Below are 14658 nucleotides of genomic sequence, written 5' to 3' on the forward strand. Positions count from 1 at the left end.
CGTGATCGGTCTAGAGGGCGCAGCCCTCGGTGGCGGGCGGGAGCGCGGCCGGGACGCCGATCGACGGCAGACCCAGCGAGACGCCCTTGAGCTTCGGCGTGACGCCGGCCTCGAACGCGTCGCCGGCCCGGGTGCGGCGGTGGCTCAGCGGCGTGCCGTCCGCGTTCAGGTGGTGCGGCGCGGCGTAGGTGATCACGGTCTCGACGATGTCGCCGGGGCGCGGGGTGAGGTCGCCGGTGGCGAAGTGGACCAGCCGGCCGTCGCGGGCGCGGCCGCTCATCCGCCCGGTGCGCTCGTCCTTGCGGCCCTCGCCGACCGCGACCAGGACCTCGACCTTCTTGCCGATCAGCAACTTGTTCTCGGCCCAGGTGATCTCTTCGAGGGTGGCGAGCAGGCGCTCGTAGCGGGCCTGCACCACCTTCTTCGGGATCTGGTCCGGCATGGTCGCGGCCGGGGTGCCGGGGCGGATCGAGTACTGGAACGTGAAGGCGGTGGAGAAGCGGGCCTTGCGGACCACCTCGAGGGTCTCCTCGAAGTCCTCCTCGGTCTCACCCGGGAAGCCGACGATGATGTCGGTGGTGATCGCGGCGTCCGGCATGGCGGCGCGGACCTTCTCGATGATGCCCAGGTATTTCTCCTGGCGGTAGCTGCGGCGCATGGCCTTGAGCACCCGGTCGGAGCCGGACTGCAGCGGCATGTGCAGCGAGTGGCAGACGTTCGGCGTCTCGGCCATCGCGGCGATCACGTCGTCGGTGAAGTCCTTCGGGTGCGGGCTGGTGAACCGGACCCGCTCCAGGCCCTCCACCTCGCCGCAGGCGCGCAGCAGCTTGCCGAACGCGAGCCGGTCGCCGAACTCGGCGCCGTAGGAGTTCACGTTCTGCCCGAGCAGGGTCACCTCGGAGACGCCCTCGGCGACCAGCGCGCGCACCTCGGCCAGCACGTCGCCGGGGCGGCGGTCCTTCTCCTTGCCACGCAGCGCCGGGACGATGCAGAACGTGCAGGTGTTGTTGCAACCCACCGAGATCGAGACCCAGCCGGCGTAGGTCGACTCGCGCTTGGTCGGCAGGGTCGACGGGAAGACCTCGAGCGACTCGAGGATCTCGACCTGCGCCTCCTCGTTGTGCCGGGCGCGCTCCAGCATCGCCGGCAGCGAGCCGATGTTGTGGGTGCCGAAGACCACGTCGACCCAGGGCGCCTTCTTGACGATGTCGCCCTTGTCCTTCTGCGCCAGGCAGCCGCCGACCGCGATCTGCATGTCCGGGTTCTTCATCTTGGCCGGGCGCAGGTGGCCGAGGTTGCCGTACAGCCGGTTGTCGGCGTTCTCCCGGACCGCGCAGGTGTTGAAGACGACCACGTCGGCCGCGTCCTTGTCCGCGGCCCGGACATACCCCGCGTCCTCCATCAGGCCGGAGATGCGCTCGCTGTCGTGGACGTTCATCTGGCAGCCGTACGTGCGCACGTCGTACGTGCGGGCGGTGCCCTGCGTCTGGGTAGTCATGGCAATTGACCAGGGTACTGCCAAGCCCGCTCCGGCTTCACCCGGCATTTCCGGGCTGGGCCCCGGCCGGTTTCCAGCGGGAGTCGTGGCAACCGGCGTGCGCGGCGCAGGCCGGGTCACTGCCGGTGCACGGGCGCAGGTGCCGGCGTTCGACACCGTCGTCGGTCTCCTGCTCGTCGACGTGCACCGGGCTCAGGCCACCGTCCGGGGTGGCACAGACGTACCGGAAAGGGTTCAGCGTGTCGTCGGGGACCAGGAGCGCGGCACCCAGCCGGACCGCGACGGCGCTCGCGATGGTCTCCTCGGCCAGGTCGTCGGGTGCCAGGTAGACGTCGATCAGTGTCGGAAACTCACCATGAACGTGATAGACGTCGCAGAGCAGCGCGTCAGGTGGACCCTCCCCGATCTCGCTCACTGCCCGTTCCAACGCTCCGGCCAGGGCGTTCTGCACACGCTCGGGCTCGATACGCCCAGCGGCGGACCAGTTCCAGAGCCCTGCCATACCCATCATGGTGTCCGTCCTTTTCGCCCCGCACCCGCTGTGTTACCGCTCCGTGACCATTCTCGTCACCATCCGATACGAACACCCCCCTAGGGTGTCCCCAATCGAAAGACCCGACGAGCGGATGGACACGGGGTGGCAGACGAGGCTCTCATCGTTCTGGAGAACGTGAACAAGTGGTTCGGCCCGCTGCACGTGCTGCAGGATGTGAACCTGTCCGTCGCACGCGGCGAGGTGGTCGTCGTGATCGGACCGTCCGGGTCGGGCAAGTCCACACTGTGCCGGGCGATCAACCGCCTCGAGCCGATCAGCTCGGGCACGATCACTTTCGACGGTCAGCCGCTGCCCGCCGAGGGCCGCGCCCTCGCGAAGCTGCGCAGCGAGGTCGGCATGGTCTTCCAGTCGTTCAACCTGTTCGCGCACAAGAGCATCCTGCAGAACGTGATGCTCGGCCCGCTGAAGGTCCGCAAGGAGAAGCCCGCCGCGGTCAAGGAGCGCGCGATGTCGCTGCTCGACCGGGTCGGCATCGCCAGCCAGGCGGACAAGTTCCCGGCCCAGCTCTCCGGCGGCCAGCAGCAGCGCGTCGCGATCGCCCGGGCCCTCGCCATGCAACCCAAGGCGCTGCTCTTCGACGAGCCGACCAGCGCGCTCGACCCGGAGATGGTCGGTGAGGTGCTGGACGTGATGACCTCGCTGGCCCGGGACGGCATGACCATGGTCGTGGTCACCCACGAGATGGGCTTCGCGCGGCACGCGGCGAACCGGGTGGTCTTCATGGCCGACGGCCAGCTGGTGGAGCAGAACACTCCGGAGGAGTTCTTCGCGAACCCGACGAGCGAGCGGGCGCGGGACTTCCTCTCCAAGATCTTGACTCACTGATTTCCCACTGACCGGCCCCCAAGCCATTCAGGGTTCGATCGAACAAGGAGAAATGACACCATGCGTTTGCAGCGATTCGCGGCGATTGCCACGGTTACCGCCCTGGCCTTCAGCCTGACCGCGTGCGGCGACAAGGACGCCGACGGGGGCTCCGACGCTGGCACCAGCAAGGACTTCGCGGCCGGCAGCACGATGGAGCGCCTCAACAAGGCGGGGTCCATCAAGGTCGGCACCAAGTTCGACCAGCCCGGCTTCGGCCTCAAGGGCCTGTCCGGCAAGCCGGAGGGCTTCGACGTCGAGATCGCCAAGATCATCGTCAAGCAGCTCGGCATCTCGACCGACAAGATCGAGTACGTCGAGACGCCGTCGAAGGTCCGCGAGGACTCGATCATCAACGGCACCGTCGACTTCGTGGTCGCCACGTACACGATCAACGACGAGCGCAAGAAGCGGATCGCGTTCGCCGGGCCGTACTACGAGGCCGGTCAGAACATCCTGGTGAAGGCGGACGACGCCACGATCACCGGGCCGGACTCGTTCAAGGACGGGACCAAGAAGGTCTGCTCGGTCACCGGCTCGACCCCGGCCGAGAACATCAAGACGTACGTCAAGGACGTCGCCAGCCAGCTGGTGCTGTTCGACACCTACGACAAGTGCGTGACGGCTCTCGACGGCGGTCAGGTCAACGCGGTGACCACGGACAACGTGATCCTGCTCGGCTACATCTCCAAGAACGAGGGCAAGTACAAGCTGGCCGGCGACAACTTCACCAAGGAGCCGTACGGCATCGGCGTGAAGATCGACGACAAGGACTTCCGGACCTTCATCAACGACACCCTCGAGACCTCCTTCAAGGACGGCTCCTGGAAGAAGGCCTGGGACGACACCGCCGGCAAGTTCGGCGCCGAGCTGGGCACCGCCCCGGCCGTCAACCGCTACTGAGCTATCCCGATAAGACAGTTCCGGAGCTGAGGAGGAAGCCCCGCCCGTGAGTGTGATCTTCGACAGGTTCGACGTCTTCGCGGGCGGCTTCTGGCTCACCCTCCAGATCTGCGTGCTCGCCGCGACCGGCGCCCTCATCCTGGGCGCCGTCGTGGCGGTACTCCGGATCTCCCCGGTGCCACCCCTGCGTGCGGTAGGCACCGCGTACGTCACCGTCTTCCGCAACATGCCACTCACCCTGGTGATGTTCTTCTCCGCGTTCGCCCTGCCGGCGCTCGGCTCGAACGCGGACTTCCTGCGGATCCCGCTGCTCGACCTGCTCTTCACCCGGCTCGGCACCGACCTGCCGTACTTCCGCTTCGCGCTGATCGCGCTGGTGCTCTACACCGCCGCGTTCGTCTGCGAGGCGCTGCGCTCCGGCGTCAACGCGGTGTCCGCGGGCCAAGCCGAGGCGGCGCGGTCACTGGGCATGACCTTCACCCAGAACCTTCGGTACGTCGTACTGCCGCAGTCCTGGAAGGCGTCAGTGGTGCCGCTCGGCTCGGTGATCATCGCGATGATCAAGAACTCGGCGCTGATCGGCTTCTTCGGCGTGGTCGGTGACCTCTCCCAGACCGCCGACCAGCTCACCTCGGCCGAGGGCCTGGCCTTCGTCCCCGTCGCCATCGGCGTCTCGATCGGATACCTGATCATGACCGTGCCTCTCGGCGCTCTCCTCGACCGGATCGAGCGGCGGCAGGCGGTGGCCGCGCGATGAGCCAGCAGAGCGTTCTCTACGACGTTCCGGGGCCGCGCCAGAAGCGGATCACGCTGATCGCCAGTGTGATCATCGCGATCGGGCTGCTGGCCGGGGCGTACTACTTCATCTACGTGCCGCTGGACGACAAGGGCCAGCTCGCGATGGAGCTCTGGGGTCCGCTGATCGACCCCTCCAACGAGTACTTCTCCCAGGTCTGGGACCGGATCGGCACCGGCGTCAAGAACACCCTGACCGCCGCGGTCCTGGCCATCATCACCTCGCTGGTGGTCGGCACGCTGCTGGCGGTGCTGCGGATCCAGCTCAAGGAACTCAACCGGCGCCGGTTCGTCGGCCTCGCCACGCCGCTGGCCTACCTGCTGCGCGGGCTCACCATCGCGCTCACCACGGTCACCCGGATCTGCGTCGAGGTGTTCCGCGGGCTGCCGGTCGTGCTCACCATCTTCTTCGTGGCCCGCGGCCTCCCCGAGTTCGGGGTCAGCATGGACACGCTGTGGTACCTGGTGATCGGCCTGACCGTCTACAACTCGGTGGTCATCGGGGAGATCCTGCGCTCCGGCATGGAGGGCCTGCCGCCCGGGCAACGCGAGGCGGCGGCCGCGATCGGCCTCTCCCCGCGGCAGACCACCATGATCGTGCTGCTCCCGCAGGCCTACCGGATCATGCTCCCGGCACTGATCAGCCAGCTGGTCGTGGTCCTCAAGGACACGTCGCTCGGCTTCATCATCAGCTACGAGGAAACGCTGAACATCGGCAAGCAGATCATCGGCGCCCTGAGCAACCCGATCCAGGTGTACGTCGTGATCGCGGTGCTGTTCATCGCGGTGAACTACTCACTGTCGAAGCTCGCGCAGTACGTGCAGCGGCGGCTGGCCCGGGGGCGCAAGACCGCCGGGACGCCCGCTCAGCAGCCTCCGGTCGCCGCGCTCGTCGCGCAGGCCGAGGGTGCCGGGGGCGGGGCCGGGGGGCTCTGAGCTCTCGTCAACGCTTTCGGGCGGTCCTCCGGTGGTCTGCGGAGGGCCGCCCGCTTTGTGTGGTCACGCTCTGCCGCGTGGGGTGGCACTTTTCGCGCGGCGTCGCGCCTTTTGGCACGGCGTTTCGCCCTTGGCGCGGCGTCGCGCCTTTTCGCACGGCGTCGCGCCCTTGGCGCGGCTCATGTCGTACAAAATCGGGGGTTTTGGGGTTATCTTGCCAGCTCGGTGACGCGGGACTCGCGGACGACGGTGACCCGGATCTGGCCCGGATAGGTCAGCTCTTCCTCGATCTGCTTGGCCACGTCCCGGGCCAGCACCGCGGCGCCGATGTCGTCGACGTCGTCCGGGCGGACCATCACCCGGATCTCCCGGCCGGCCTGCATCGCGAAGACCTTCTCGACGCCGAGCTTGCCGCCGGCGATCTCCTCGATCCGCTCCAGCCGCTTGACGTAGGCCTCCAGGCTCTCCCGCCGGGCACCCGGACGACCGCCGGAGCAGGCGTCCGAGGCCTGGGTCAGCACGGCCTCGATGGTCTGCGGCGGCACCTCGTTGTGGTGCGCCTCGATCGCGTGGACGATGTCCTCGTGCTCGCCGTATTTGCGGGCCAGGTCGGCGCCGATCAGCGCGTGACTGCCCTCCACCTCGTGGGTCAGCGCCTTGCCGATGTCGTGCAGGAACGCCGCCCGCTTCATGGTCGGCACGTCCAGGCCCAGCTCAGCGGCCATGATCCCGGCGATGTGCGCGGTCTCCACCAGGTGCTTGAGCACGTTCTGGCCATAACTCGTGCGATACCGGAGCCGGCCCAGCAACTTCACCATCTCCGGGTGGATGCTGGTGATCCCGACGTCGACGAGCGCATCCTCGGCGGCCCGGTCGCAGAGGCGCTCGACCTCGTTCTTGGCGCTGTCGAAGACCTCCTCGATCCGGTGCGGGTGGATCCGGCCGTCCAGCACCAGCTTCTCCAGGGTCAACCGGCCCACCTCCCGGCGGACCGGGTCGAAGCAGGAGAGCAGCACCGCCTCCGGGGTGTCGTCGATGATCAGGTTGACCCCGGTGGTCGACTCGAAGGCCCGGATGTTGCGACCCTCCCGGCCGATGATCCGGCCCTTCATCTCATCGCTCGGCAGGTGCAGCACGCTGACCACGCTCTCCGCGGTCTGCTCGCTGGCGATCCGCTGGATCGCGTCCACCACGATGTGCCGGGCCCGGGTGTCGGCGGTGTTCCGCGCGTCGGCCTCGATGTCCCGGATCAGGATCGCGGCCTCCCGCTTCGCCTGCCCCTCGATCGATTCGATCAATTCGGTACGGGCGGACTCCCCGGTCAGCCCGGCGATCCGCTCCAGTTCCTTGCGCTTGCCCTGCTCGGCGGCGGCCACCTCGGTCTCCCGGCGGCCCAGCGCGGACTCCCGCCGGTTGAGGTCGGACTCCAGCGCCACCAGCCGGCGCTCCCGGTCGACCAGGCGCTCGACCTCCTCGGAGTGCAGCCGCTCCCGCTCGTCGATCCGCGCGGCGCGGCGCTCCACCTCGGCGGCCTGCTCCTTCGCCGTGGTGTTGAGCAGCGCGATCTCCCGCTCACCGGACCTGCGGGCCGCGGTGCGCAGCTGCTCGACATCCGTCTCGGCCTGCCGGTGGGCGTGTTCGAGGATGGTGTCGGCTTCGCTGTGCGCGTTCTCCAGCACCCGGCGGGCCTCGGCCCGGGCGGCGGCGGCTTCGGCCTTGGCGGCGGCGGCCTCGGCACGTTCCGAGGCGGCCTTGGCGTTCGCGTCGGCGACCTTCGCCTGCGCGTCGCCGACCTCCTGCTCCTGCCGATCGTGGGCGTCCTGCCGGTCGGCGCGGATCTGGCGCAGCGCGCGGGCGCCCAGCGTCATACCGACGATCACCGACACGGCGAGCACGACGATCGCCACTACCAGCACCCAGTACAGGGGGGCCATCTCGCCGTGTCTCCCTTCGCCGCCGGCGCGGTGTGAACGCGCGCGGGCTATCTACGGGATGCCCGACCAAGGCAGATGACCACGCCCCGGCTCACACGCTCCGGCCGTACGGCTACCAGCTTCGCCTCTCGGCGAGGCCGGTGGCCGCTTGTTCCGGCTTCCTGACCGCCTCCGGACCGGGAATCGGGGTGGCTTTCGCCGCTCCGGTCCGGTTCGTCGGGTCTCTGATTCCGGCCTTGAGTTCACCGTCAGCCGACGGCTTTGCCCGGCTTGGAAGGGTCCGGTTCCGGCCTTACCGCCGGCGAGGCTTGCCCTGCGGCTCGTCGAGCCGTGGGGTTTCGCCTGCCCGGCAGGCGGTCCGGTCGGCCGGCTGCGCGGGTTCCGCGTTGCCGGCTGGCTGGGCCCCTTGACCTGGGTCGCCGTGGACTTGGACCGTTTCAACCGGGGGGCCGCTTCGACCTCGGGCTGCTTGACCGTGAACTGCTTCGACCTCGGGTCGTTGCTTCCTTGGTCGCTGCTACCTCTTGGTCGCTGGCGATCTTCGGCCTTGCGGTCCTTCGGCTGTCGTGGTTCTTCGGCTTTGCGGCCTCTCGGCTCTTCGCGTCGCCGGTTCGGCTGAATGACGCTGGGGCTGAGTGATCGCTGGGGCCGTTGTCACACGAACGGTTCCGTCGGCGGAGCCGGCTCGTCGTCATCACCGTCGTCATCGTCGACGGAGGGTGACAACGCCTCGGGCGATTTCTCGCCCGTCGAGGCTCTGTCGGACCCCGTCGGCGGTGCGAACGGCTCCCGATTCCGGGTCGGCTGCTGATGGCTCGGATCAGAGTGTGTGGAGTTGTGGGGTCGACCGCTGATATGTCTGACCACTCACCGCGCGGTCGGCAGTGAGCGGAGGCTTTGACGGACAGAGCCCGCCAAGTGATGCCGTAATGTAATGCGATCTATGTTGTGTGTGTTGCTTGCGATGGTCGAGCAAACCTTGTGTAACGCGAGGCTAGGTCGCAAGTGCCGCTTCGGTCAAGGACTCATGATTCGGCAGCGGGGGGACGTACGGCACAGACGTGCTTACGCCCAGCTCACGATATCGCCCGGATATTTCCGACGTGCCGTACCATCGGGCGCCTCCAGCGCTGGTCAATCCACCCGGATCACCAGCGTTGACGAGCCCCCCGACGATTATTCCGCGCGTCGACAACCGGACACCCACCGTACCGAGCGTGACGGTAGCCCTACCCGGACGTGTCGATCCGGAGTTTCCCGTCGAATGGTGGACTTCCTCACATCAAGACTATATCGGGGCGAGCGGTTGAGATCCGCACCAATGCCACCAGGGAGGGTGACGGATCGGGTTCGTGAGGTGGGCGTGGGAGCGGGGCGCTCGGGTGGTGGGGTGGAGGGGTTGCCGGGGGTGGCGGAGGTTTCTCTCCGCATCGGAACTCTTGTTACCAAGCGCAACCATGGGTGGGCCTGGCCCTGGGCCGCCGCCGGGCTCGCCTCGCGGTGGGGGCGCCGTGGCCGGTGACCGGGACGCGGCGCGGCCTACCGGCCCGGGCGCAGCACGGACCCCCGGGCGCAGCACGGACCCCCGGGCGCAGCACTGGTGCGGCGCGGATCGCGGGCCCGGCGAGGCGCGGATCATGGTGCACGGCTCATGGACCGCGGCGTGGCACGGGCGGCGGGTCCGGTGCACGGAACCGGCGGGGAACGGCCGGGTCGCGGACCAGCCGCGGAACGAATTCAGGCCCGATCCGCACACCCGGTGGACCCTGCGCACTGGCCCGTCGCGGCGTGGATTGCGGGAATGCGGGCGCGGATCGGCCGTGGTGGGGCGCGCGGGCTTTCCAGTGGGCCGGGGTGGTGGGCGGTGGTCAGGAGAGGGTGTCTTCGGCCTGGTCGGCCAGGGCGTCGGCGTCCAGGCCGTCGGCGAACTCGGCGGCTTCGGCGTCGCGGGCGGCCAGGGCGTCCTTCACCGCGCCGATGGCGACGCCGGCCGGGTAGCCCTTGCGGGCGAGCATGGCGACGAGCCGGCGGAAGACGGCCTCCGGTGGGCCCTTGGCCGTGCGCAGCTTGCGGTCGACGAGAGACCGGGCGATAGCCGCCTCCGACTCGTCGTCGACGGCCTCCAGCGCCTCACTCGCGGTCTCGGCGTCCACCCCGTGCTGCCGGAGCTCGTTGGCGAGAGCACGGCGGGCCAGGCCACGGCCGTTGTGCCGGCTGGACACCCAGGCTCGGGCGAACGCCGCGTCGTCGATGATCCCGACCTCGTCATACCGGTCCAGGACCTCCGCGATCACCTCCTCGGAGATCTCCTTCCGAGCCAGCGCCTTGGCCAGCTCGACGCGGGTCCGTGGACGTGCCGAGAGCTGGTTCAGGCAGATCTCCCGGGCCCGCTCGGACTCGGTCTGCTGTGGCTGCGCCGGCTTCCGGGCGGCACCGCCGTCACCGGACTCCGCGCCGGAACCACGCCGTCGACCGGCACGCCCGGACTGCCAGCCACCGGGCCGGGCCGCGCCTGAAGCGTTCGCCTCGCCGAAGGCATCCGTGTCGGCTCCGCTCCCCTGCCCGGCGGCACCGGGCGAGTCCCCGCCTCGACGGACGGCAGGGCTGCCGGGACTCCGGCCACTCTGCGCCGCGAGCCAGTCAGCGATGTCGCTCGCCGACTTCGCCGAGCTCAAGCGGCTCCGCCCGGCCGCCGCGCTGCCGAAACTGCCCGAACCAGGGTCACCCTGCTCGGCTGCTTCGCCGGCAGAGCTGTCCGGGCCGAGCGTGCCGTGGTCAGGCTCTGCGGAACTGCCGATGCCGCCGCTCCCCCGGTCGGGGGTTCTGCCGCCGGATCGGGCGGTGCCCCAGGAGCCCCGAGGAGCCGGATCGTCGCTGCGGCCGCCTGCGCCCCGCCGTTGTCGGCTCAGCGGACCGGGAGGGCCGGCACCCTCCTCAGTGGCGGGAAGGTCAGGGCTCTCCTGGCTGCCGGACCGCCCGGCTCGCCGGCGTTTCGGGCCGTCGGTGTCCCAGCCGACCCGGGCGTCGAAGCTGCTGGCGCCCCAGCCGACCCGGTCGCCGGTGACGGCGGGGACTCCGGGATCCGGATCGGGACTGGCCTCGGCCTCCTCCGGCGTCTCGCTGGAGGAGCCGAAGGTCTGCCAGAGGCCTTGATCGTCATACTCGGAGCGGCGGCGGGAAAGGCCGCCGCGCCGGGTGCTACCACGCCGGGACGGCCCCGAGGCACTGTCGCCCGGGGGCTCGCCTTCCGGTCCTTCGGCGCCGGTCCGGGGCGGGATGGCATCCCATCCACGCCCGGACCGGGCACCACGTCGTCCGGCCATCGCGGCTTACCGGATCAGAAGTCGACCGGCGGCAGCTCGGGGCCGCCGGCGGCGTCCCCGGTGACCTGCCCGACGCCGAGTTTCTCCAGGATCTTCTTCTCGATCTCGGCGGCGACGTCGGGGTTCTCCTTGAGGAACTCCCGCGCCTTCTCCTTGCCCTGGCCGAGCTGGTCGCCGTCATACGTGTACCAGGCGCCGGACTTGCGGATGATGCTCTGCTCGACGCCCACGTCGATGAGCGAGCCCTCGCGGGAGATGCCCTTGCCATACATGATGTCGAACTCGGCCTGCTTGAACGGCGCCGCGACCTTGTTCTTGACGACCTTGACCCGGGTGCGGTTGCCGATCACGTCGGTGCCGTCCTTCAGCGCCTCGATCCGGCGCACGTCCAGACGCACGGACGAGTAGAACTTCAGCGCGCGGCCACCGGTCGTCGTCTCGGGCGAGCCGAACATGACGCCGATCTTCTCGCGGAGCTGGTTGATGAAGATCGCCGTGGTGTTGGTGTTGCTGAGCACGCCGGTGATCTTGCGCAGTGCCTGACTCATCAGACGGGCCTGCAGACCCACGTGGCTGTCACCCATCTCGCCCTCGATCTCGGCGCGCGGCACGAGCGCCGCGACCGAGTCGATGACGATGATGTCGAGCGCGCCGGAGCGGATCAGCATGTCCGCGATCTCGAGTGCCTGCTCACCGGTGTCCGGCTGGGAGATCAGCAGGGCGTCGGTGTCGACGCCGAGCGCCCGGGCGTAATCCGGGTCGAGGGCGTGCTCCGCGTCGATGAACGCGGCCGTGCCGCCGGCCTTCTGCGCGTTGGCCACGGCGTGCAGTGCGACCGTGGTCTTACCGCTGGACTCCGGTCCGTAGATCTCGACGACCCGGCCACGCGGCAGGCCACCGACGCCGAGCGCCACATCGAGGGCGATCGAGCTGGTCGGGATGACGGCCATCTGGACCACAGGCCGTTCGCCGAGCCGCATCACCGAGCCCTTGCCGAACTGCTTATCGATCTGTGCAAGCGCTAGCTCCAGCGCCTTTTCCCTGTCCGGTCCTGCCACCATTGCCGCCACCCCTGTATTCGACTTCGCGTTCTTCGCCACGGCCGACACGGTATGCGGTGGGTATGACAAAAATCCTCCGCCCTACCGAGAGCTGTGGATGGCCGAGCCGCTGTGGACAATAGCCGAACACTTGTACGACATCGAGCGACACGCCAGAACAAGCGTACGAAAAATGACTCAGTGCAGCTGGGAAGGCACTCGATCGGGGTAAGCGGCCACCACGGCGCGCCAGATGGTAGCCGTGCCGATACCCTGTGCGATGGCTTCGTCGATAGTGCGTCCGCCCAAGTCCGAAAAGGCCTGATCGGCCGCGATGCTGCGGGCGTAACCCGCCCCGAACGCCTGCTCAAGCCGTCGCCAGAATTCCGTCAATCGCACGGAGACGAGCCTACCCACGCGCCTCTCGCACGCCTCGTTCCGCAAAGGCGAGCCCGGCTCCGAACAAGACTGTGACGTGTGCCACTCATCATCGGAGGGGCGGTCAGGGGACGCGGATCGGGCGTTCAGCCGGCGACGGCCGCGGCGGCGATCTTCAGATCGTCGACCAGACCTCGGTAGGCCAGGTCACGATCGTCCGCGCGCAGCACCGCCGACGGATGGATCGTGGCCAGCGCCTGGATGTCGGCGACCGGGAAGTCCTCCGGGTGCTCGGCCGCGGCGGGCCAGGGCATCAGCTGCCCGCGGGACCGGGTGACCCGGAACGACGGACCCAGCAACGCCTTGCCCGCGGTCGCTCCGAGCAGCACCACGAGCTGCGGTTTCAGCAGGGCGAACTCGGCGACCAGCCACGGGCGGCAGGCGGCGATGTGCGTCGGGCCGGGCGTCTGATGGATCCGCCTGGTCCCCCGCAGCTCGAACCGGAAATGCTTCGCCGCATTCGTTATGTAGAGGATGCCCGGGTCGATTCCGGCGTCGTCCACCGCTTCCCGCAGCAGCCGGCCGGCCGGGCCGACGAACGGCAGGCCGTGCTGGTCCTCGACGTCACCGGGCTGCTCACCGACAAAAACGATCTTCGCCTGGGGCGCGCCCCGGCCGAAGACGGTCTGCGTCGCGTTCTCGTGCAGCTCACAGCCCTGGCAGCCGGCGGCGGCCTGCTTGAGCTCGTCGATGCTGCGCGCCTGGGACGGCACCCATTGCTGTGCGCCAGGCGGCGCTCCGGTCCCTGCCATGCGTCCGTTTTACCGGTACGCACCACCGGCCCGCCGACCGGACCCACCCACACGGGTGACAGCCCGCCGGTTCCGAGAGGGCGAGGGTCACGCGGTCGGCCGGGTCCGGGGTGGCAGCGGCACGCGATCGGGTGTGCGTGCGTCGGGAGGCGAGTGGTGGGGGCGACTGGTCCCGGGACGGCCCCGCGGGCAGCGGCGCTCGCGAATCGGCCGGCAACGGTCGTACCGAAAAGGGGGTCTGACGGTCGGTCCGGCGGCGGTCTCATCGCATCAGCGGACCTGGAGCCGTCGGGTGGACCACGGTCGTCACCGCCGTGACCAGGGCGGGGAGGTCGGGCTCCGCGAGCGGGCTGACGGTGATCCGGATGCCGGGCGGCGCGGCGATCCGGAAGAGCGCGCCGGGTGCCACCGCATAACCCGCGTCGCGCAGCGTGGCGATCGCGTGGGTCTCGTCGGGGACCGGAACCCAGACGTTGATGCCGGTCTCGCCGAACGCCGGGACGCCTTGCGCCTGCAGCAGGGTGCGCAGGGTGCGGCGGCGCACCGCATACGACCGGGCGGCGGCCGCGACCAGCTCGGTGACCTCCGGATCCTGCCAGAGCTGGAGGAGGAGCCGCTGGGACAGGGTGGAGACCCAGCCCATGCCGATCCGCATCCGGCCGGCGACCCGGGCGATCGTGGTCTCGTCGCCGGCGAGCACCGCGATCCGCAGGTCCGGCCCGAACGGTTTGGAGGCGGAGCGGACGAACGCCCACCACCGGGTCACCGGGCCGATGCAGTGCGGTGGCTCGTCGGCCAGCTCGGCGGCGTGATCGTCCTCCACCAGAAGGATCTCGGGATGCCCGGCGAGCAGCTCGCGCAGGACCACCGCGCGAGCCACGCCGACCGCGGCGCCGGTCGGGTTCTGCGCGCGCACGGTGATCACCACGGCTCGCGCCCCGGCCCGCAGCGCGGCGGCGAGTGACTCGGGGTCGGGACCCTGCTGGTCCACCGCGACGGGCAGCGGCCGCATGCCCAGGGCGGCGATCAGATCGAGCAGGTTGGACCAGCCCGGATCCTCGACCGCGACCGCGTCGCCCGGCCGGAGATGCGCGGTGAGCATGCGCTCGATCGAGTCGAGCGTGCCCGCGGTGACCGCGATCGCCGCGTCGGCGACCGGGACGCCCTCGGCGAGCAGGCGCGGACGGGCCGCCTCGATCAGCTCCGGCATGGTCACCGCCGACGCATAGCCCTGCGGCGGACCGACCTGGTCGGCGACCGCCCGCAGCGCCGGGCCGAGGGGCGGAAGGAACCGCAGGTCGGGCTCGCCCAGGGAGAGATCGAGCACGCCGGACGGCACCGGGGGGCGCAGGACCGCGCGGGAGAGCGCCACCGGCGGGCGGAACCGGACCCGGGTGCCACGCCGGCCCTCGGTCTCGACGACGCCCCGTTGCCTCAAATCCTGATACGCCTTGGCGACCGTGGCCGGGCTGACGTGCAGCGTGCCGGCCAGCACCCGCACCGGCGGGAGCGCCGCCCCGAAGACCCAGTCGCCACGCACCACACCGGCCTCGATGCTCGCCGAAATCGCGGCGGCGGTCTCACCGCTGACCTGATACTGTTCTGCCACAGCGACGATT

Annotated in this window: 12 protein-coding genes; 4 read left to right on the plus strand and 8 right to left on the minus strand. The window is 69.7% G+C overall.

The window, feature by feature from the left end:
- Window positions 1-10 precede the first annotated feature (10 nt).
- Window positions 11-1498, minus strand: coding sequence for a tRNA (N6-isopentenyl adenosine(37)-C2)-methylthiotransferase MiaB (gene miaB, locus Apa02nite_RS09160; RefSeq protein WP_203824665.1), 1488 nt, complete (start codon window positions 1496-1498; stop codon window positions 11-13).
- A 37-nt stretch (window positions 1499-1535) separates the two neighbouring features.
- On the minus strand, window positions 1536-2009 hold the full coding sequence (locus Apa02nite_RS09165; protein WP_203824666.1) for a hypothetical protein: 474 nt from the start codon (window positions 2007-2009) through the stop codon (window positions 1536-1538).
- Window positions 2010-2135: 126 nt separating this feature from the next.
- On the opposite strand from Apa02nite_RS09165, the gene Apa02nite_RS09170 reads away from it, so the two are divergent.
- Genes Apa02nite_RS09170 through Apa02nite_RS09185 form a run of 4 tightly spaced genes read left to right on the plus strand, consistent with a single transcriptional unit; the run spans window position 2136 to window position 5552 of the window.
- Complete coding sequence (locus Apa02nite_RS09170) at window positions 2136-2879, plus strand: amino acid ABC transporter ATP-binding protein (RefSeq protein ID WP_067689352.1); 744 nt, start codon at window positions 2136-2138, stop codon at window positions 2877-2879.
- A gap of 60 nt (window positions 2880-2939) precedes the next feature.
- A complete protein-coding gene (locus tag Apa02nite_RS09175; RefSeq protein ID WP_203824667.1) occupies window positions 2940-3821 on the plus strand; it encodes a glutamate ABC transporter substrate-binding protein in 882 nt (293 codons plus the stop codon).
- Window positions 3822-3867: 46 nt separating this feature from the next.
- Window positions 3868-4578, plus strand: coding sequence for an amino acid ABC transporter permease (locus Apa02nite_RS09180; RefSeq protein WP_203824668.1), 711 nt, complete (start codon window positions 3868-3870; stop codon window positions 4576-4578).
- Window positions 4575-5552 carry an amino acid ABC transporter permease gene (locus tag Apa02nite_RS09185; RefSeq protein ID WP_203824669.1) on the plus strand — a complete coding sequence of 326 codons (978 nt, stop codon included), beginning with the start codon at window positions 4575-4577 and terminating at the stop codon, window positions 5550-5552. Before Apa02nite_RS09180 ends, Apa02nite_RS09185 begins: the two co-directional genes overlap by 4 nt.
- A gap of 209 nt (window positions 5553-5761) precedes the next feature.
- Here the strand turns inward: Apa02nite_RS09185 and rny are convergent, their stop codons facing one another.
- From rny to Apa02nite_RS09215, 6 genes are all read right to left on the minus strand, one after another.
- Window positions 5762-7486 (minus strand): ribonuclease Y, encoded by a 1725-nt coding sequence (gene rny / locus Apa02nite_RS09190; RefSeq protein WP_067689340.1) that lies wholly within the window; start codon window positions 7484-7486, stop codon window positions 5762-5764.
- A gap of 1868 nt (window positions 7487-9354) precedes the next feature.
- Window positions 9355-10161, minus strand: coding sequence for a regulatory protein RecX (locus Apa02nite_RS50910; RefSeq protein ID WP_239164207.1), 807 nt, complete (start codon window positions 10159-10161; stop codon window positions 9355-9357).
- Window positions 10162-10823: 662 nt separating this feature from the next.
- On the minus strand, window positions 10824-11870 hold the full coding sequence (gene recA / locus Apa02nite_RS09200) for a recombinase RecA (RefSeq protein WP_067689333.1): 1047 nt from the start codon (window positions 11868-11870) through the stop codon (window positions 10824-10826).
- Between the two features lie 177 nt (window positions 11871-12047).
- A complete protein-coding gene (locus tag Apa02nite_RS09205; protein WP_067689329.1) occupies window positions 12048-12248 on the minus strand; it encodes a DUF3046 domain-containing protein in 201 nt (66 codons plus the stop codon).
- A gap of 125 nt (window positions 12249-12373) precedes the next feature.
- On the minus strand, window positions 12374-13039 hold the full coding sequence (locus Apa02nite_RS09210; RefSeq protein WP_203824670.1) for a UdgX family uracil-DNA binding protein: 666 nt from the start codon (window positions 13037-13039) through the stop codon (window positions 12374-12376).
- Window positions 13040-13301: 262 nt separating this feature from the next.
- On the minus strand, window positions 13302-14648 hold the full coding sequence (locus Apa02nite_RS09215; RefSeq protein WP_203824671.1) for an aminotransferase class I/II-fold pyridoxal phosphate-dependent enzyme: 1347 nt from the start codon (window positions 14646-14648) through the stop codon (window positions 13302-13304).
- Window positions 14649-14658: the final 10 nt, after the last annotated feature.

Origin of the sequence: Actinoplanes palleronii, from assembly GCF_016862315.1 — a bacterium.
GTDB classification, from domain to species: domain Bacteria; phylum Actinomycetota; class Actinomycetes; order Mycobacteriales; family Micromonosporaceae; genus Actinoplanes; species Actinoplanes palleronii.

Coding starts and splice junctions, on each gene's coding strand:
- Apa02nite_RS09175 (WP_203824667.1), top strand. CDS start 2,940: ATGCGTTTGCAGCGATTCGCGGCGATTGCCACGGTTACCGCCCTGGCC.
- recA (WP_067689333.1), bottom strand. CDS start 11,870: ATGGTGGCAGGACCGGACAGGGAAAAGGCGCTGGAGCTAGCGCTTGCA.
- Apa02nite_RS09165 (WP_203824666.1), bottom strand. CDS start 2,009: ATGATGGGTATGGCAGGGCTCTGGAACTGGTCCGCCGCTGGGCGTATC.
- Apa02nite_RS09210 (WP_203824670.1), bottom strand. CDS start 13,039: ATGGCAGGGACCGGAGCGCCGCCTGGCGCACAGCAATGGGTGCCGTCC.
- rny (WP_067689340.1), bottom strand. CDS start 7,486: ATGGCCCCCCTGTACTGGGTGCTGGTAGTGGCGATCGTCGTGCTCGCC.
- Apa02nite_RS09185 (WP_203824669.1), top strand. CDS start 4,575: ATGAGCCAGCAGAGCGTTCTCTACGACGTTCCGGGGCCGCGCCAGAAG.
- miaB (WP_203824665.1), bottom strand. CDS start 1,498: ATGACTACCCAGACGCAGGGCACCGCCCGCACGTACGACGTGCGCACG.